Below are 15,429 nucleotides of genomic sequence, written 5' to 3' on the forward strand. Positions count from 1 at the left end.
TTGGAGGAACTCACGTTAATCGGCCCGTCGTCTCCGAGTCTCCGTATCGGGATGGCGCAACTGCCCGTTTTCAGCGGTCTAGAGAGGCTGGCTGCATTGCATCTAATCGGTATCGGGGAGCTCGACTTGGCTTCCGTCGTACACCGCTTCTCTGAGCTGCATGAACTGCGTCTATGGGGCAGGCCCGGCATTTTGACCGGCATGGAGATCTTGTCGGCCCTACCCCAGCTTCGGCGGTTTAGCACATATGACTTATTCGGATTTACCGGCGAGCAGTTCCCGGGTCCGGACAAGCTGCTGCAGTTGGAATGGCTGTGGATGACCAGCCTGCCAGCGGAAACGGCTCAGTCGATTAAAGTCCGCTACAAAAACAGGCCGCAGCCAGTCTCGATCTGCACCTGACAGGCCCGAATGGCTGGCTGAAAATCTCGATAACCATTCCGGGACTGGGACGGACGCGAGCATGTCTCGGCGGCCAACGCCCGCAAAGCCGCTTCAAACTACAAGAAAACGCTGAAGTCGCTGACGGCTTTGGTCAAGCAAGCCGAAGAGGGCAGCCTGGCGGCAGAAGCAGATTAGTGAAATTCTATCGGCTCATTCTATTGATTGCATATCCAAATGGGTAGATTAGTTATAATGGTAATTACCCAACAACGTATTAGTTTTTTGCAGGAAAATTGGTTGAAAGCCTAACAGGTGGTTATAGTGCCGCGATCCGGCACTATAAGCCTATTTATAACCGCTCGCCTAACGGCAATTCTCTCTCTTCTTGGCACCATGACATTTATCCTAGCGCGGCCATGTCTTGGGATGAACAACTCCAGCAAATAAACAAGATAAACAAATAGTCACCTAAAGCGGTTATAGAAGTTCGTATTTAAGTTGATAAACAACAAACAGGGAAAATCCTGTCAGTGACGACGACGATCGAAGCCGAGATTTTGCGCCGTGAAGTCACCGGCTTCAATCCGGTACCGGTCCCGTCGCCAATGCGCTCATGGTGCCTAATACATGCAGTGATCCCGAGCTGGCGCAGTCGTTCATCCGATCAGTCGTGCGCCTGGACGTGCCGGAGAAAATCAGCCGTACGACCGGGTTTCTGTCGGTTTTGACGCCGATTTACGATCAGATCGAGCCAGGTACGCTTTTGGATCACCTGCAATGGAAGGATTCAGAATATGCAATTACGAGCCTTAAACCTCCACCAGCGTGACTGGATCGGGACATGACAGCAAAATCAGGGAGATTTCTGACTCGGATTAAAATGAAAATTTTCTTTATGGCCGTTCGGGATGCCTTTTCTGTTGTCCCAATCAAAGAAGGGAATAACTAACAAGCTACATGCGAATCCGGGCAACGTACCAATCACGCCCTTTACGGAGCCAGGTCCTTACATTATCCATGCCATATCTTTCCCAAAGTCGAGCCGAGCTCCTCTTTGAGATTTTTGAAAACAGGCTTCCCACTCACTATAACAGCAACTAGATTCGCACACACCAGGTTCAAATGGCTTTTGACATTGCTGCGTTTTTACACTCGCGGCCGGCAACGTGATTAAAAATTAATGGTCATTGAAGCTCCGGTCGGCACAGGTTGATCTATAGGATTAAAGGCTTTAAATCCATAGCCCATTCTGGTTTAACTCATGAGAAAAATACTTATCCCAAAATAGTAAAATTGTATTTACGTCTACTTAGTTGATGCTTCGTTGAGGTTTCCTTTTCGAAAGCAAGTCCACTACACTATGATGCTCCTCTCTCTTATTCCTGTTTCCCAATATCGCAACATTGACCATATATGGGGGTACTTTTATTAGTAGTAGTAGTAATTGAAGAGAGAGGATATGGTGCTACAAGATGTCAAGACAGTTTTTTTAGATTTTTAAGGTGTGAAATAATGCACAATGTTTGTTAACATCGCCCCGAAGGGGCAAGCAGTTAATCTTTCAGAGTTGGGAATTCTGATAGATACTACCAGTGAAGTCGATGTCCACAGGTGGAAGACGTAGCCCAAGCGAAGGCGCGGGAGCCATGTTTTTTCTTTGATCATTCACATGTGGGTAACAGGATAGCGTCCCGGTTATACATAGTAGCCGGCGTATGGTTTTGCAGAGACTGATGCGGCAGATAGTGATGTGCAAATGGATGTAGCCTTCCACACCACGTCTCGTCTCTCGCGGACTGTTATAGTCGTTGATGTAGACCTCGTTGTACTTGAGGCTGCGCCAGAAGCGCTCAATGACGATGTTGTCCTTTGCACGGCCTTTACCGTCCATACTGATCTGAACCTCGTTTTCTTTCAGCAGATTGATATACTGTGGACTTGTAAAATGGCTGCCTTGGTCACTGTTGATAACCCCCGGCTTACGCCGCGCCAGTGCCCGTTTCATGGTCTCCAGAACGAATTCGATTTCAAGACTCTGGTCCAACTGCCAGTCTACGATGTAGCGGGAATACCAATCCATAATGGCGTATAGGTACATCCAGCCGTGCTTCATCCGGATATACGTGATGTCCACAGTCCACACCTGATCCGGCTGTGTGATGAGCAGCTTCCGGAGGAGATAAGGATAAATCCGACGCTGCAGATCGCGCTTGCTCAGGTTCGGGCCGGGATAGATGGCCATGAGCCCCATTTCTCGCATGTAGCGCCGTACGGTATTCTTATGAATTTCATCTCCTTCCCTGTTCATAATCGCGGCAATCTTCCGGTAGCCCAAGAACGAATGCTGCGTGTAAAGCTCATCAATCCGGTGTTTGAGGCGAATTTCCTCCGGGGAGGGAGGAACCGGCTTGTAGTACAGGCTGGAGCGATTCAGGCTCAGCAGATCGGCTTGAACGATGATCGCGTGCTCGGGGCAATCCCATTCCAAAAGGTCGATACGTTCCTCGCGTGATAGGTTAGAGGCCAGATTTTTTTTTGAGCCACGACAACTGACTGGTCAGCTTTCCAATCTCGGCGTAGAGTTCGTTGATCTGATGTTCATATTCGTTTTTCATTTTCGTGATGCCTTTTCGATCATCGACGAACAATTGCGAGAGGTTCTGGATCGCTTCTGATTTCCACCGATTGAGGACATTGGTATGAATGCCATGCTCGGAAGCGAGCTGTGAAACTGACTTTTCTTCCTTCAGAATTTCCAGTACAATACGTGCCTTTTCTTCGGGTGTAAACTTCCTTCTGCTGGTCGTCATACAACTAAGAAACTCCTTTTTTACTGTCTAGTTTCTATGTAGCATTATAGTAGCTGTGAAACTGGAATGACTAAAATCAGCGGAACTTGGGTAATTACGTTTGCATTTATTAGCGTATTGTCAATCGTGATAGGGCTTCTCAAAACAAAACACAATGATACCAATAGCGAAAATATACTCCCAAACCCACCAAATCATAGCGGCGCAATACCTTCTATACCCGAAGTCAAGGTGCGTCGGGACGTTTTTGTGGTACATCAGAGTTTCTACTATTTCGATACAGGAAAAAAGCTAGACCCAGAATTGTTGGGCGAAAAGATTGGTCTTGTCAAACGGATTGGCGTATTCGAAAGGGTTGAAAATGTTGACTCTCTGACATTTCAACCGGGATGCCCCATTTACACGATAAAAGATGAGAATTTGAAAGATAAGATCGCATTAGGAGTTCTTCTCGGAAAAGAAGGATCGGGGCCGATTTCCCACTTTGTTATCTTAGAGAAAGGACCAAGCATCAGTGAAGGATCGATTCATCAGGATGGTAGGTATTACCGTTAACATCTCGACGATATAGATGAGTAAGCGTCGCCCCTTTCGATTACAAAGAAAGGCGGCGCTTTTTTAATGGGAAGGAAAGCGCTGAAGTCGCGTGTTGAAGCTATGTCCCAATTTTGGCATGAGCATAGAACTTTGCTCGTACTAATGTCTTGCAGCAAACCTGCCTTTGGGTTAAAGTGGATGAAAACGCTGGATTATGCAGGGAATGAAGCGGTGATCCAAAGCTTACTCCAATGCTCGTCTGCAGGGTAAAGCAAATCGCAAGGCCAGAGAAAAGCATCCCAAACGATCCGGAAGGAGAGCCGTTATGGACCTCATCAACACCGCAAGACTGTGGATCAGACCGTACGAGAAAGAGGAATTTGCCTCCATCCACCGCATACTCAGCGATCCGGTTACGATGCAGTTTTGGCCTTCGCCGTTTACGGAGGAGCAGACTTCGGGCTGGATTCGCAGAAGCTTGGACAGTTATGCAGGCTGGGGATTTGGAAGGGCGGTCATCGAGCTGAAGCAAACGGGCGAAGTGATCGGCGACGGGGGGATCATGAAAGCTGAGCTGGATGGTACGACCGAGAACGATCTCGGATACATCATTTACTCCCCTTATTGGCATCAAGGGTATGGATATGAAGCGGCACAGGCGATATTGGACTACGGTTTCGTCCATCTCGGACTGCACAGAATTTGCTCCAATATGCCAATCGATCATCACGCCTCGCGGAGAGTGGCCGAGAAGCTAGGGATGACTTTGGAAAAAGAATATATCAACAGCCGAAACCGGAACCTCCGGACTTATTTGTTCGCGAAAGAGACGGCGGAAAGAGCTTAACACCAAACCCTTCACCATCGTTTTTTTCATACATATGATCTGCTACAGTTTCGTGTATTCATTACTATTCGCATGCAGCAGTAGAAAGGCTTAGTATCGGACTTCTCTCCCCAAATCCCCAGAAATTACTATGGAAAAGTAAAGGTGAACCCAGATGCTGGACGCGTTTACTAAAAAGAGAATTGAGAACATTTTGGACAGTTACATGGAACAAAAAGTGCCCAAACATGCCAGGGATCAAGTGAAACTCAACTACAAGATCCGCGGTGATTCCGTAACGTTGTTCGAGGAAAGGATCGGTGGCATCTTGTCGATGAGATCATTCCAGAAGACGACTTCGAACTCCAATTGCAGGCTGTAGACCGAAATAATCAAGGATTATTTTGGAAATAGGGGGGCGCACTTTATGGAGAGCGCTAGAATAGAGCGGATTTGTCAGGAAGAACGCGACTACCACGAAGCCTGCTACGAGGAGTACAAGCTGTTCGAACCGGGTTCTTGGTTGCATAAGCCGGTTAGAGCGGTCATGGAAACGATGGCTTTGGTGACTTCGTCCGGCGGCCCCATAACCGTTCTTGACCTTGGCTGCGGAGTCGGCCGTAACAGTATCCCGATCGCAAGCAGGCTGCAAGGTCGGGGCGGAAAAGTCGTATGCGTCGATATTTTGCAATCGGCGCTGAACAAGCTGCATGAGTATGGCGAGCACTATGGGGTTCGGGCAAACCTGGACCTCCGGTTGGCGGATCTCGGGGATTTGGCAAAAACGAGCTCCGTAAACGAAAAGCGAAAGCATGGATCGCCGAAACCGGACATACAAATCAGGCTAAGGGGGATTCCGCTTGGGAGAAGCCAGATTTTATTATCAAAACGAACATGCTCCGCGGCCCAATAAGCCGACCAGTATCGGAGTAGTCCGATTATCAGACGTGATGACGGTATTTTGCTGGAAAAACGGTCGGACAGCGACCGATGGGCGATCATTGGCGGGGGCGTGCAAGAACACGAGTCGCTAACGGATGCGCTACACCGGGAAGTTAAGGAAGAAACGGGCTTAACCGTGCACGGTGTAAAGCTGTTCGGGACGTTTTCGGACCCTTCCAGAATCGCCGCTTTTCCGGACGGCAATGTGAAACGGATCATAACGATTGCATATGAGGTAGAAGTCGAGCCTTTCTCGGAAATCGGGTGCAGCGAAGAGTCGAAAGAGGTGCGATTTATACCGGTCGGTCAACTGCATCAACTCCCTATAGCCGAAACCCATCTGCCGATCATTCAGTCGATTGTAACGGGGCAAAGCGTTATATTGGAATAAAGGATCACGAGGGAGGGGCGTCCTATGAACGGAATCGACCCGGTCCGGATCGTCAGGCTGGCGGCAGGGCTCCAAGTTATCATTTGTTTGTGGCTCCTCATTCTGTTTGGGTTTAACGGGGTTTTGCACCATTTCATAACCTGGGATTTGTCCGCCGGCCAGCGGCTCCTGTTGCTCAGCTTCGTGTCGGGCGTCGTGCTGGCTGCCGGTTCGGTTGGCGTGTTAAGGGGAAAAAGGTGGGGCTGGTGGATTTCGGTTACGATGTGCATCTATCTTTCCTTCGTCTCGGTTCAAAACCTGATCCTGCCTGGTCCAGCGATCCGGCCGGGAGTTTCCCTCCTCGTTAGTTTCAGCTTGCTTATCCTCTTTTTTACTGCAGCGGTTCGAAAAACGTATCGGGTGCATCGGCAGAAGCCCGCTGTTTTGTTGATCGCTTCCACAGGTATTGGCGGGATGTACAGGATCGCCATGTGGGTCATTTCGAGTAGTATGGTTTCATCCTAATCAAGACCGGCAGGGTACTTCTCTGTCGGCCGGGCGGGAGGACAAGCCTTATGAGACGGTTCCGGCGGCGGCTGAACAAGATCATGCACTATTTTAAAATAATAACGAAGATGTAAGGGGCCCAGCGCACAAGATGGACATCCGGGAAATGAAGCACCGCTACTGGTCCGGAACCGGCTGGCGGCGGCGAGACGGAATTTTGCTGTATTCGAGGGAGCTGCTATGAACGAATTTATCCGGTATACGATTTTATTTATAAGACAAGGCAGCCGGATTTTACTGCTGAACCGCAATTCGGCACCGGCTAAAGGGCTGTGGAACGGAGTGGGCGGCAAGCTCGAAGCCGGAGAAACCCCGATGGCCGGAGTTTTGCGCGAGGCATGGGAGGAAACGGGCATTCGTTTGACCGATGTGGCGTACAAAGGAGTTGTCAGTTGGGAGTCGGACGTTTCACCGCGCGGAGGAATGCATGTATTTATGACTGAGCTGCCGCCGTCGCTCGCTTACCCGACTCCTGTCCAGATGGAAGAAGGGCTGCTCGATTGGAAGGAGATCGAGTGGGTGCTGTCGGATCACAACTTCGGTATGGGGGAGATTATTCCGCGTTATTTAAGGACCGTACTCGAAGATGATTCTTGCTATGTTCACCATTGTGTGTTTCACCAGCACAAAGTCATTGCTTACGAGCGCAGACAAATGGAGCCGGTGTTAGCCGGTGCGGTTATTAGGAAAGGCTGCTAAGATGAAGCAACAGGTAATCCGAGAGGAGGCTTCACTCACTACGGGATGGTAGACTGGACAACTATTACACACATGAGCCGAGGCACCGAGGTCCAGCGGAACGCTTCCCGGATTATCAGATCGTACGGTTTGCTTGAGAAGCTGAAGCCTTTTCGGCCTGCGGTGGTCGGCACGATCCCTATCGCAATCGATATTCCGGGCAGCGACCTGGACATCGCGTGCGAAGTGGAAGATTTCGCATATTTTGAGCAGACAGTTAGAGAGGTATTCGGTCATCACGAGATGTTCGGCTACTCCTACAGAAGTGCGGAGCCTCCACGTGCCGAGCGGGCGGTGGTACGTTTTTGCTGCGACGGTCTTCCGATTGAGATTTATGGAGAGCAGACTCCAGTGGAGCGACAGAACGGATTTATCCATATGGTTGTGGAAGCGCGTCTGTTACAATTGTTCGGAGACCCTGTCAGGATCGCCGTTCTGGCCAAGAAACGGGCCGGACTCAAGACGGAGCCGGCTTTCGCCGACTATTTCGGGCTCGAGGGTGACCCCTATCAGGCGCTGCTGGAGCTTGCGAAGGAGCCGGATGAACGTTTGATTCAAATGCTTGCAGGTAGATAATGTTGGGTTTGTATACTCTTGACGGGAGCGAGCATGCAGATGAACTATAAAACGATTCTTTTTGATTTTGACGGAACGTTGGCGGATACGCTGCCGGTGTGTATTTATTCGATCGGGGAGGCGTTCTCGAAGTATGACGGGAAATCGCTGAGCGCCTCTAAGGTGGTGGCGATGTTCGGTCCTACGGAGGCCGATATTATCCGGCTTAATCTGGGAAACCGCGACTCTGCAGAAGATGCTGTCCGTTTGTTCTACGATTGCTACGTCCGGGAGCACGACCGGATGGTGAAGCCCAATGCCGAAATCAACAGCCTTCTCGAACGTTTGAAGGCGCGCGGACACCGGATGGGCATCGTTACTGGGAAAGGAAGGGCGGCGCTGGATATCTCTTTGGAAAAGCTGGGGATGGGCGGGTATTTTGACGTAACCGTATCCGGCGACGAGATGACGCGCCCCAAACCGGACCCGGAAGGGGTACTAACGGCGATGAACGCGCTTGGCGGCACTAGGGAGGAGACGGTGTTTATCGGCGACAGCGAGGCGGATATGCGTGCAGGCAAAGGGGCGGGCGTGTTCACGATCGGAGCTCACTGGCTGGAGCATGTGCAGACACACCGTTTTGATACGACGCCCGATATGTACATTACCCGGGTCGCGGAACTGATTGACTTTCTGAAAGACTAGGACGGGCTAACCGAAACGGATACATCCAGGAAGGAGCGGGGGTGAGCAATGAAGCCGGATTTGCCTTACGAAGCTATTATTTTCGATATGGATAATACGTTGCTGAAATCGTCTATAGACTTCCCGCAAATTAAAAGTGAAGTGTTCGCTCTGCTGTGCAAGGAACAACTGCTCCCTCCCGGTTTCCCGGTCGGCGACCATACGATCGCCACCTTAATTGAGACGGCTCGCAATACGCCCGGGATGACGCCGTCGCTCGATCAAACGGTATGGGAGATCGTCGTAGAAGGGGAACGGGCGGGGATGGCGGGAGCGGGACTGGAGCCGCATGTGCCCGAGTTGCTGGAGAGGCTTCATGGCCGGTATCCGTTCTCCGGAGTGGCCGCGCTGCTTGCGCATTACCCGCATATTCGCCCCGAAAAGTGGCTGTCTGTCGGCGATTCCTGGATCGACGGGAAAGCGGCGCAGGGAGGCGGAGTCGCTTTTCTGGCGTATAACGCAAAAGTGGCGGAGCTTGTGCGAAGAGAAGTTCCGTCCATCGGACATATTCAATCGATGCGGGAGCTGCTTGGTTTTTTGGAGTAGGACAGGCACCGCTGTGTAAAAGGAAAACGTACAGCCTGCACCGAGGGCTGCCTGCAAAGTCATTTTGCAATTTTTTGAGCCCCCTTAGGACCCGTGTTCCTTGAGAAAAAGGATCTCGATCTCCACCTTACCGTGGAATTGGAGGTCCTTTCGTTTGGAAAGGGGGACGTTCCCGTGGGACTGACACTGGGGAAATGTGGACTATACAAGGTCGATGCATGTCAAGGCACCAGCTTGTCATGCCCTTTCGGGTCGAGCATACCGGGATTCAGGCCGGTGGAGCTGATCGCTTCTTCTTTCATAGCGGTGCTGCAGGACTTACATATGTAGAGCTTGGTCAAGTTCATTTTCAGTTTCGGGTAATACGGATCGCTCGCTTCCAGGCGGTACTCTTTTCGGCAGGTCATACACTTCGCTTCGAGTGACAACAGGAATTCCTCCCCATAATCGGATGACTGCATAATCATTATATCCCATTCGGGAGCAGGCGGATGCGGCCGATTGTGAACGGGAGCGTACATTCAGCGCCAGGCACAAGCGGAATTTGTGCGTTTTGACGGCCGCAAGGAGGGCATGCAGCGAAAAACAGACGAAGCCTCCGCCGGAGCTCATCGCTCCGACGAAGGCGCTCCCCTTTATCTTCTTCCCCCGTAACGCGTATTTCGAGCCATATTTACATTCGCCATTTCCCCGCAAAATTCATCCCGCTCACTGCAAGTATAGACATGTTGATACACCGGCACACAATGATGGCGATTCACCACCTCGACAGCATGAACGACCTGGACGATTTGCGGATGATAGTGATTGCGGTACACAACTCTGGGCGGATCGTATATCGCTTTGGTCGGACAATGGAAACCTTGAGAAGACATATCATGTTCCTCCTTCCAGTGTGGAGATTCACCATAGTATACGAAGCGGGGAGCCGCTTCGACTGTACCTTCGCCCGGTTTTCGGGACGAGAGAACATTTTTTTATTCGTTTCGGCCCGGCATCCGCCTTTTTGTAGAGATACATCGTGTCACTTGCCAAGTGCAGGCGTACCGTTTGCAGCATATGGTACAGAAAAGGACAAGGCAGGTGAACCGAGATGGCACAAGGATTCGATTGTGCAACACCGTTAACCGCAGCGACGGCTGCAGCCTTTAAGCGGGATGGCTACGCCTTCGTTTGCCGGTACCTCGTTCCTTTAACAAGCTGGAAAGCATTAAAAAAATCGGAGGCGGACCTGATCAGCGCCGCCGGCTTGCAAATCGTGTCCGTATTCGAAACGACCGCAAACCGGGCGCTCGGCGGACGGAACGCCGGACGGGCAGACGGGCAAACGGCCGTTCAAGTTGCGAAGCAGGTAGGTCAGCCTGAAGGAAGCACGATTTATTTTGCCGTCGACTTCGATGCCCAGCCTTCACAAATGACTACGATCATAGACTATATTCGTGGTGCAAATGAAGCGACCCCCGCCTATGATACAGGCGTATACGGATCGTATGCGGTCGTTCAGGCCGTTCGATCCGCAGGAGCGTGCTCGAAGTTTTGGCAGACGTATGCCTGGAGCAGGGGGCAGGTTGCAATCGGAATCCATCTCTATCAATACGATAACGGTCCAAGCGGACAGGGGATGCTGATCAACGGGATCATGGTCGATCTGGACGAATCGTATGGGGAAGAAGGGTGGTGGAATACTTTGGCGTACATGATCAAACCGGAGGATGCCAACGAGATCATCGAGCGTTTTTTGGCCCATGAATTCGATAAAGCGTCGGATGCCGACAAAATCCGCCGCAACCAGCTCGCCAACGAGCTTCGTAAAGCTTCGGGACAGCCGGAGCAGATTTATAATGGGTGACTAAAATGGGGTCTAAGCCGTTGAATATTCTACAACGAAAAGAGAGTGTGCGGATAGTCTGCGCGCACTCTTTTTATAACTTACAACAAAACTGAGATTGCTGCATGTTTACATATTTCAAACAGGGATTGACATTGTTTAGATTTAGTACCGAAATAAGATTGACAAGTGTAGTACGAGAAGTGAAGGACAAACCGGAGTGTAGGTATGGTGGAAAATGGAGTTTTCCAGAATACGGAAGAGGGAAGCCCTAAGGTGGACCGAGCCATGGTGCTATGCGTACCACTGTTAATGCGATAACTATAGCTGAATACACTAACACAAGACTCTAAACCATGAAGAGAGGTACAACAAAAAAACCGCCCCACACAAGGCCGGGCGGATCATAGTCTTTGGGGGCCGCTTGCGCGAACCCCCTCATGGGAGAGGAGAAACCGGACGAAGAGCTTATGGGGAAACGTAAGTCTTCTCCGCGGTTGTCTACGACATCTTGTGAATGTCGATAGCTTCAATATGGCCCGCAGAACCAAAAGATATACATGGCGGGCTCAAAATTTTTGTGGTTTTTTTGCAGAATATGATACGATAGCTACAGCAAAACCGCTATGGAGGCCGGAATCCAACGACGGGCCGGCCGGCCATTTACATAAAGGTGCCCGCAAGCGGGAGAAACGAGGGAACGATCGTGAGAGTCATTTCGGGGTCGGCGAAGGGCAGACCGCTTAAAGCGGTTCCCGGCATGGGAACGCGGCCGACGACGGATAAAGTGAAGGAAGCCATTTTCAGTATGATTGGGCCGTATTTTACGGGAGGAAATGTGCTCGATTTGTTTGCGGGCACCGGAGGTCTGGGCATCGAGGCGCTCAGCAGGGGGATGGAACGGGCGGTTTTTGTGGACGCCGACAAAAAAAGCGTGGAAGTTGTCGCGGCGAACTTGCAGGCGGCCCGGCTATCGGAACAGGCGGAAGTGTACCGGAACGACGCGTCTCGGGCGATCAAAGCGCTGAGCAAGCGGGATTTGCAGTTTGAGCTTATTTTCCTCGATCCTCCGTACAAAATGACGGCGATCGAAGAGCTGCTCCATTCCATGCAGGAGCTTGGTCTTTTGGCGGACAAGGCAATAGCAGTCGTGGAGCACGATGCAGTCAACCGTTATGCCGATGAGATCGGGGGGCTGGCGCTCCGGAAACGAGTGGAGTACGGTGAAATTGCCGTATCCGTATACGACAAGGTCGCCCCTGCGACATAGTTGATGCGAGTGTTCACCTTCCGAAAAACAGTCTAATTTTAGCGCCATCAGGAGATGAGGATATGACTACAATTAAACACGATTATACGGTAGCCGTATATCCGGGCAGCTTCGATCCGGTTACCTTCGGACATCTGGACATCATTCACCGGGCCGCCAACGTGTTTGACAAAGTAATCGTGGCCGTTCTGAATAACAGCAAGAAGAGTCCGCTATTCACTGTCGAGGAGCGCAAGCAGATGCTTGAGGAAGCTACCCGAGGATTGACTAATGTTGAAGTGGACAGTTTCGGCGAACTGCTGATTACGTATATGGCGGCCAAGCAGGCAAATGTAATCGTTAAGGGGCTGCGAGCCGTGTCCGATTTCGAATCGGAAATGCAGATGGCCTCGCTTAATCACAAGCTGAACGACAAAGTCGAGACGTTTTTTATGATGACAAGCCCTCAATATTCGTATCTCAGCTCCAGTATCGTGAAAGAGATCGCCCGTTTTCACGGTCCGGTTTCCGATCTGGTCCCGGCCGAGGTGGAAGCGGCGTTGAGGGTGAAGTTTACATAAGCTGATCTTGCCGATTGTTTAGAAGAAAGCTTCTCAACGAACTCTTTCCCACGTCGCCTTTCCTGGTCGAATGACCCTGTATAAGCGGCAGCTTTTCTACATTCAGAATGTCCTAGATCGCTATGAATATGTTGAAAATGGCGCCCGTCCAAAGCCAATTACGACGGTTTTCGGAAACGAAGCAGCACCGAGAGCGCGATGGACATGGCGGCGAGTCCGGCAAGGACAAGCGCCAGGTCGAGCATCCGGTAGGGGGCAGCCGCCCACAGGCTCCAGGCGCCCAGCGTTACGGGCTGAACCGGATCGGCTCCGCTTTCCGGCAAAAAGCTGGGCTGTATCCGGGACAACCAGCCCGTTAACGGCCGCCATAATACGAAGGTCAGAACAACGGCCAAGCCGGCGTGGAGGAGACGGGACAGCAGAAACGATACGTACCGGAAGTCGGTATGACGAACGGCGGTTTGTACCTGCAAATGAACCGCGGCTCCGCTCCAGGCGAGCGCGGCACCGATCAGTGCGGCTGTAGCGGCATCCGGCATACCTCCGGAAGCGCTCAGCCGGTTCGTTCCGATATGAAGCTCGAGCAGCCCGGACAACATGCTTCGGACGGAATCCGCCGGGGACGACAGCGAAGGGACCGCCACAGAGACGACGTCCGCCAGCAGACCGACAATGCCGGCCGTGTCCAGCACGCCGAGCAGCACGGAGAACACGATCATCGTACCGCCGATCATCATGAGCGTTTGGATCGCATTGGAGACCGAATCGCCGAGCAGCTTGCCGAGAGAGCGGCCATCCTCGAGACGAGCGGCGTGCATGTCCGACATCGCGCGAATGAGAAGGGAATTTCTGGTGCGAACCGGTTTCCGTTTGGTTTGTAAAACAGTAGTTGTACCGGAAAGCGGGGCATCCGGGAGGCCGCCGGGCGGTGTCCGCCACAGGAAGCGCATCAGCACGCCCATACCGATCGCGGCGGCATAATGAATGATCGCGATTGCGGCCCCCGCCTCGGGACTATGAAGAAATCCCGCTCCGAGAACGGTCAGCATAAAAAAAGGGCTCGCCACATGCGAGAGCGCGAGTAAGCGTTCGCCGTCTTCACGGCTGACCCGCTTTTCCAGCCGCAGCTTGCTGGCCGCATCCGCTCCAAGCGGAAGACCGCCGACAGTCCCGACGGAGAGAACCCAGCCGCCGATGCCGGGAAGTCGGAACAGAAGCCGGGTGGCGGGCTCCAGCAGCGTACCGAGGCCGCGAATCGCGCCGAAGCCGGACAGCAGCTCGCTTAGCATCAGAAACGGAAGCAGCGAAGGGAATACGATCGTCCACCAGATCGTTAATCCTCCAAGCGAGGACTGAAAAGCCCGTTCCGGAAATAATAGTATGGAAAGCACGAGCACGGCCGTCAGCACGGCGAGCACGACGGTGAATTCGCGGCTTCTCGCGTGAAACGTCCCGAGTTGCATGTGAATCGCCTCCAAACGATGGTGCTACCATGTTTACGCGAAGCGGCGGCGCTTTAGACCAAGCCTCTTCCGAGAACGGCGGGGCGATTGACCGGAGGGAGCACACGGATGATGTACGATCACCACAGAGAACGAGCCAAGCTGAGATGGACGCGCAGCTTTCTGTCCACGTTTCTTATTACGCTGGCGGTTATCTATGCGTTTTATTTCATTCCGGTTCCGTATTACATCTACAAGCCGGGAACGGCGGAAGAACTGAAGCCGATGGTTAGCGTGACGAACGGCGACCCTGAGGAAAACGGGACGTTTATGCTGACTACCGTGACGATGGGACGGTCCAGCATCTTAAGTTTACTCACCGCCAGACTGAATCCGAATGTGGAAATCCGCAAAAAGCAGGAAGTGCTGCGAGGCAGCTCGGAGCAGGAATATTCGACCCGTCAAGAATATGTCATGCTGGATTCCCAAGGAAACGCCATTCAGGCGGCGTATAAAAAGGCCAATATCCCGTACCAAATCGAATCCCAAGGCGTGCTCGTCATGCAGGCGGTGGAAGGATATCCGGCGCACGGTATCTTGCAGCCGGGGGATCGCATTATCCAGGTTGGGACGAAACCGGTCATCAAGCATGAGGATATCGTCAACGAAATCAAGCGGCATCAAGCGGACGAGTCGGTCGAGGTCTCGATTAAACGGGGGAAGACGGAAAAGAAGGTAGCGGTAACGCTGAAGGATTTGAACGCGATCGACGCGGCGAACGGCAAACCCGGAGCGGCGGGCGGGGAAAGCCGGATCGGTCTGGGCATCTCTACGGCCGAGCTGCTTGAGATTGTACCTGCGCAAGGGGATAAGAAGGTTACGATCAATGCCGGAGAAATCGGAGGGCCGTCGGCCGGATTGCTGTTTTCACTGGAAATCCTCAACCAGCTGACTCCCGGGGATTTAACGAAAGGTTACCGGATCGCGGGGACCGGCACGCTGGACACGTTGGGCAATGTGTGCTCGATCGGCGGCATCCGGCAAAAAATCGTGGCGGCCGATCGGGAGAAGGCGGACATCTTCTTCGCCCCGGCTGACCGGAAAAAGGGCGAATGCAATCTGAGCGCCGACGTACCGAACGCATCCGATGCGGCGGATCAGGCGCAAAAAATCGGGACGAAGATGAAGGTCGTCCCTGTCGCCACGATGGAGGAAGCTGTGCATTATCTCGAAACGCTGAATCCGAAATCGTAAACCGTTTCTGCGAAGGCGCACCTGCGGGGATACAAGTCCTGCCGGGTGCGCCGCGT

Annotated in this window: 17 protein-coding genes and 2 pseudogenes; 15 read left to right on the forward strand and 4 right to left on the reverse strand. The window is 52.3% G+C overall.

Annotation, left to right across the window (positions count from 1 at the left end; genetic code table 11):
• Nucleotides 1–96: 96 nt before the first annotated feature.
• Nucleotides 97–402: a hypothetical protein gene (locus tag IDH45_RS11920; protein WP_190927805.1), complete on the forward strand. Its 306-nt coding sequence runs from the start codon at nt 97–99 to the stop codon at nt 400–402.
• 1,643 nt (nt 403–2,045) lie between these two features.
• On the opposite strand, the pseudogene IDH45_RS11925 reads toward IDH45_RS11920, so the two are convergent.
• A pseudogene (locus IDH45_RS11925) lies at nt 2,046–3,194 on the reverse strand (IS3 family transposase).
• Between the two features lie 66 nt (nt 3,195–3,260).
• On the opposite strand from IDH45_RS11925, the gene IDH45_RS11930 reads away from it, so the two are divergent.
• From IDH45_RS11930 to IDH45_RS11970, 10 genes and pseudogenes are all read left to right on the forward strand, one after another.
• Nucleotides 3,261–3,749, forward strand: coding sequence for a hypothetical protein (locus tag IDH45_RS11930; RefSeq protein ID WP_190927807.1), 489 nt, complete (start codon nt 3,261–3,263; stop codon nt 3,747–3,749).
• Between the two features lie 307 nt (nt 3,750–4,056).
• Entirely contained in the window at nt 4,057–4,578 is a 522-nt protein-coding gene (locus IDH45_RS11935; RefSeq protein ID WP_190927809.1) for a GNAT family N-acetyltransferase, read from the forward strand.
• Between the two features lie 154 nt (nt 4,579–4,732).
• Nucleotides 4,733–4,971: pseudogene (locus tag IDH45_RS35420) on the forward strand (DUF3024 domain-containing protein).
• 13 nt (nt 4,972–4,984) lie between these two features.
• Nucleotides 4,985–5,470: a class I SAM-dependent methyltransferase gene (locus tag IDH45_RS11940; RefSeq protein WP_190927811.1), complete on the forward strand. Its 486-nt coding sequence runs from the start codon at nt 4,985–4,987 to the stop codon at nt 5,468–5,470.
• Between the two features lie 27 nt (nt 5,471–5,497).
• Nucleotides 5,498–5,890 (forward strand): NUDIX domain-containing protein, encoded by a 393-nt coding sequence (locus IDH45_RS11945; protein WP_317891197.1) that lies wholly within the window; start codon nt 5,498–5,500, stop codon nt 5,888–5,890.
• Nucleotides 5,891–5,914: 24 nt separating this feature from the next.
• Nucleotides 5,915–6,394 carry a hypothetical protein gene (locus tag IDH45_RS11950; RefSeq protein WP_190927815.1) on the forward strand — a complete coding sequence of 160 codons (480 nt, stop codon included), beginning with the start codon at nt 5,915–5,917 and terminating at the stop codon, nt 6,392–6,394.
• Nucleotides 6,395–6,616: 222 nt separating this feature from the next.
• A complete protein-coding gene (locus IDH45_RS11955; RefSeq protein WP_190927817.1) occupies nt 6,617–7,135 on the forward strand; it encodes an NUDIX hydrolase in 519 nt (172 codons plus the stop codon).
• 72 nt (nt 7,136–7,207) lie between these two features.
• The gene (locus IDH45_RS11960) at nt 7,208–7,750 is read left to right on the forward strand and encodes a DUF4269 domain-containing protein (RefSeq protein ID WP_223836579.1); all 543 of its coding nucleotides are present in this window, start codon (nt 7,208–7,210) and stop codon (nt 7,748–7,750) included.
• A 39-nt stretch (nt 7,751–7,789) separates the two neighbouring features.
• The gene (locus tag IDH45_RS11965) at nt 7,790–8,434 is read left to right on the forward strand and encodes an HAD family hydrolase (RefSeq protein WP_190927820.1); all 645 of its coding nucleotides are present in this window, start codon (nt 7,790–7,792) and stop codon (nt 8,432–8,434) included.
• A gap of 48 nt (nt 8,435–8,482) precedes the next feature.
• Entirely contained in the window at nt 8,483–9,019 is a 537-nt protein-coding gene (locus IDH45_RS11970; protein ID WP_190927822.1) for an HAD family hydrolase, read from the forward strand.
• A 221-nt stretch (nt 9,020–9,240) separates the two neighbouring features.
• Here IDH45_RS11970 and IDH45_RS11975 read toward each other — a convergent pair whose 3' ends face one another.
• Nucleotides 9,241–9,447, reverse strand: a complete 207-nt coding sequence (locus IDH45_RS11975; RefSeq protein WP_190927823.1) for a hypothetical protein — start codon at nt 9,445–9,447, stop codon at nt 9,241–9,243.
• Nucleotides 9,448–9,654: 207 nt separating this feature from the next.
• Entirely contained in the window at nt 9,655–9,894 is a 240-nt protein-coding gene (locus IDH45_RS11980; protein WP_190927825.1) for a hypothetical protein, read from the reverse strand.
• A 218-nt stretch (nt 9,895–10,112) separates the two neighbouring features.
• Here IDH45_RS11980 and IDH45_RS11985 point away from each other — a divergent pair, with 218 nt between their 5' ends.
• The 3 genes from IDH45_RS11985 to coaD all read left to right on the forward strand — a co-directional run bounded on the left by IDH45_RS11985 (nt 10,113) and on the right by coaD (nt 12,677).
• Complete coding sequence (locus tag IDH45_RS11985; RefSeq protein ID WP_190927827.1) at nt 10,113–10,868, forward strand: DUF1906 domain-containing protein; 756 nt, start codon at nt 10,113–10,115, stop codon at nt 10,866–10,868.
• 685 nt (nt 10,869–11,553) lie between these two features.
• The gene (gene rsmD, locus IDH45_RS11990) at nt 11,554–12,117 is read left to right on the forward strand and encodes a 16S rRNA (guanine(966)-N(2))-methyltransferase RsmD (protein ID WP_190927829.1); all 564 of its coding nucleotides are present in this window, start codon (nt 11,554–11,556) and stop codon (nt 12,115–12,117) included.
• A 62-nt stretch (nt 12,118–12,179) separates the two neighbouring features.
• Entirely contained in the window at nt 12,180–12,677 is a 498-nt protein-coding gene (gene coaD, locus IDH45_RS11995) for a pantetheine-phosphate adenylyltransferase (protein WP_190927831.1), read from the forward strand.
• A gap of 158 nt (nt 12,678–12,835) precedes the next feature.
• Here the strand turns inward: coaD and IDH45_RS12000 are convergent, their stop codons facing one another.
• Complete coding sequence (locus IDH45_RS12000) at nt 12,836–14,140, reverse strand: hypothetical protein (protein ID WP_190927832.1); 1,305 nt, start codon at nt 14,138–14,140, stop codon at nt 12,836–12,838.
• 108 nt (nt 14,141–14,248) lie between these two features.
• Between IDH45_RS12000 and IDH45_RS12005 the strand changes: the two genes are divergently transcribed.
• Nucleotides 14,249–15,373 carry a SepM family pheromone-processing serine protease gene (locus IDH45_RS12005; protein WP_190927834.1) on the forward strand — a complete coding sequence of 375 codons (1,125 nt, stop codon included), beginning with the start codon at nt 14,249–14,251 and terminating at the stop codon, nt 15,371–15,373.
• Nucleotides 15,374–15,429 lie beyond the last annotated feature (56 nt).

Source organism: Paenibacillus oceani, from assembly GCF_014705615.1.
Taxonomy (GTDB): Bacteria; Bacillota; Bacilli; order Paenibacillales; family NBRC-103111; genus Paenibacillus_AB; species Paenibacillus_AB oceani.

Bases quoted from the DNA above. Each gene is read 5' to 3' on its own strand.
- IDH45_RS12005 (WP_190927834.1), top strand. From the start codon at position 14,249: ATGATGTACGATCACCACAGAGAACGAGCCAAGCTGAGATGGACGCGC.
- IDH45_RS11930 (WP_190927807.1), top strand. From the start codon at position 3,261: ATGACTAAAATCAGCGGAACTTGGGTAATTACGTTTGCATTTATTAGC.
- IDH45_RS11970 (WP_190927822.1), top strand. From the start codon at position 8,483: ATGAAGCCGGATTTGCCTTACGAAGCTATTATTTTCGATATGGATAAT.
- coaD (WP_190927831.1), top strand. From the start codon at position 12,180: ATGACTACAATTAAACACGATTATACGGTAGCCGTATATCCGGGCAGC.
- IDH45_RS11950 (WP_190927815.1), top strand. From the start codon at position 5,915: ATGAACGGAATCGACCCGGTCCGGATCGTCAGGCTGGCGGCAGGGCTC.
- IDH45_RS11955 (WP_190927817.1), top strand. From the start codon at position 6,617: ATGAACGAATTTATCCGGTATACGATTTTATTTATAAGACAAGGCAGC.
- IDH45_RS11980 (WP_190927825.1), bottom strand. From the start codon at position 9,894: ATGTCTTCTCAAGGTTTCCATTGTCCGACCAAAGCGATATACGATCCG.
- IDH45_RS12000 (WP_190927832.1), bottom strand. From the start codon at position 14,140: ATGCAACTCGGGACGTTTCACGCGAGAAGCCGCGAATTCACCGTCGTG.
- IDH45_RS11960 (WP_223836579.1), top strand. From the start codon at position 7,208: ATGAGCCGAGGCACCGAGGTCCAGCGGAACGCTTCCCGGATTATCAGA.
- IDH45_RS11965 (WP_190927820.1), top strand. From the start codon at position 7,790: ATGAACTATAAAACGATTCTTTTTGATTTTGACGGAACGTTGGCGGAT.
- IDH45_RS11985 (WP_190927827.1), top strand. From the start codon at position 10,113: ATGGCACAAGGATTCGATTGTGCAACACCGTTAACCGCAGCGACGGCT.
- IDH45_RS11940 (WP_190927811.1), top strand. From the start codon at position 4,985: ATGGAGAGCGCTAGAATAGAGCGGATTTGTCAGGAAGAACGCGACTAC.
- IDH45_RS11935 (WP_190927809.1), top strand. From the start codon at position 4,057: ATGGACCTCATCAACACCGCAAGACTGTGGATCAGACCGTACGAGAAA.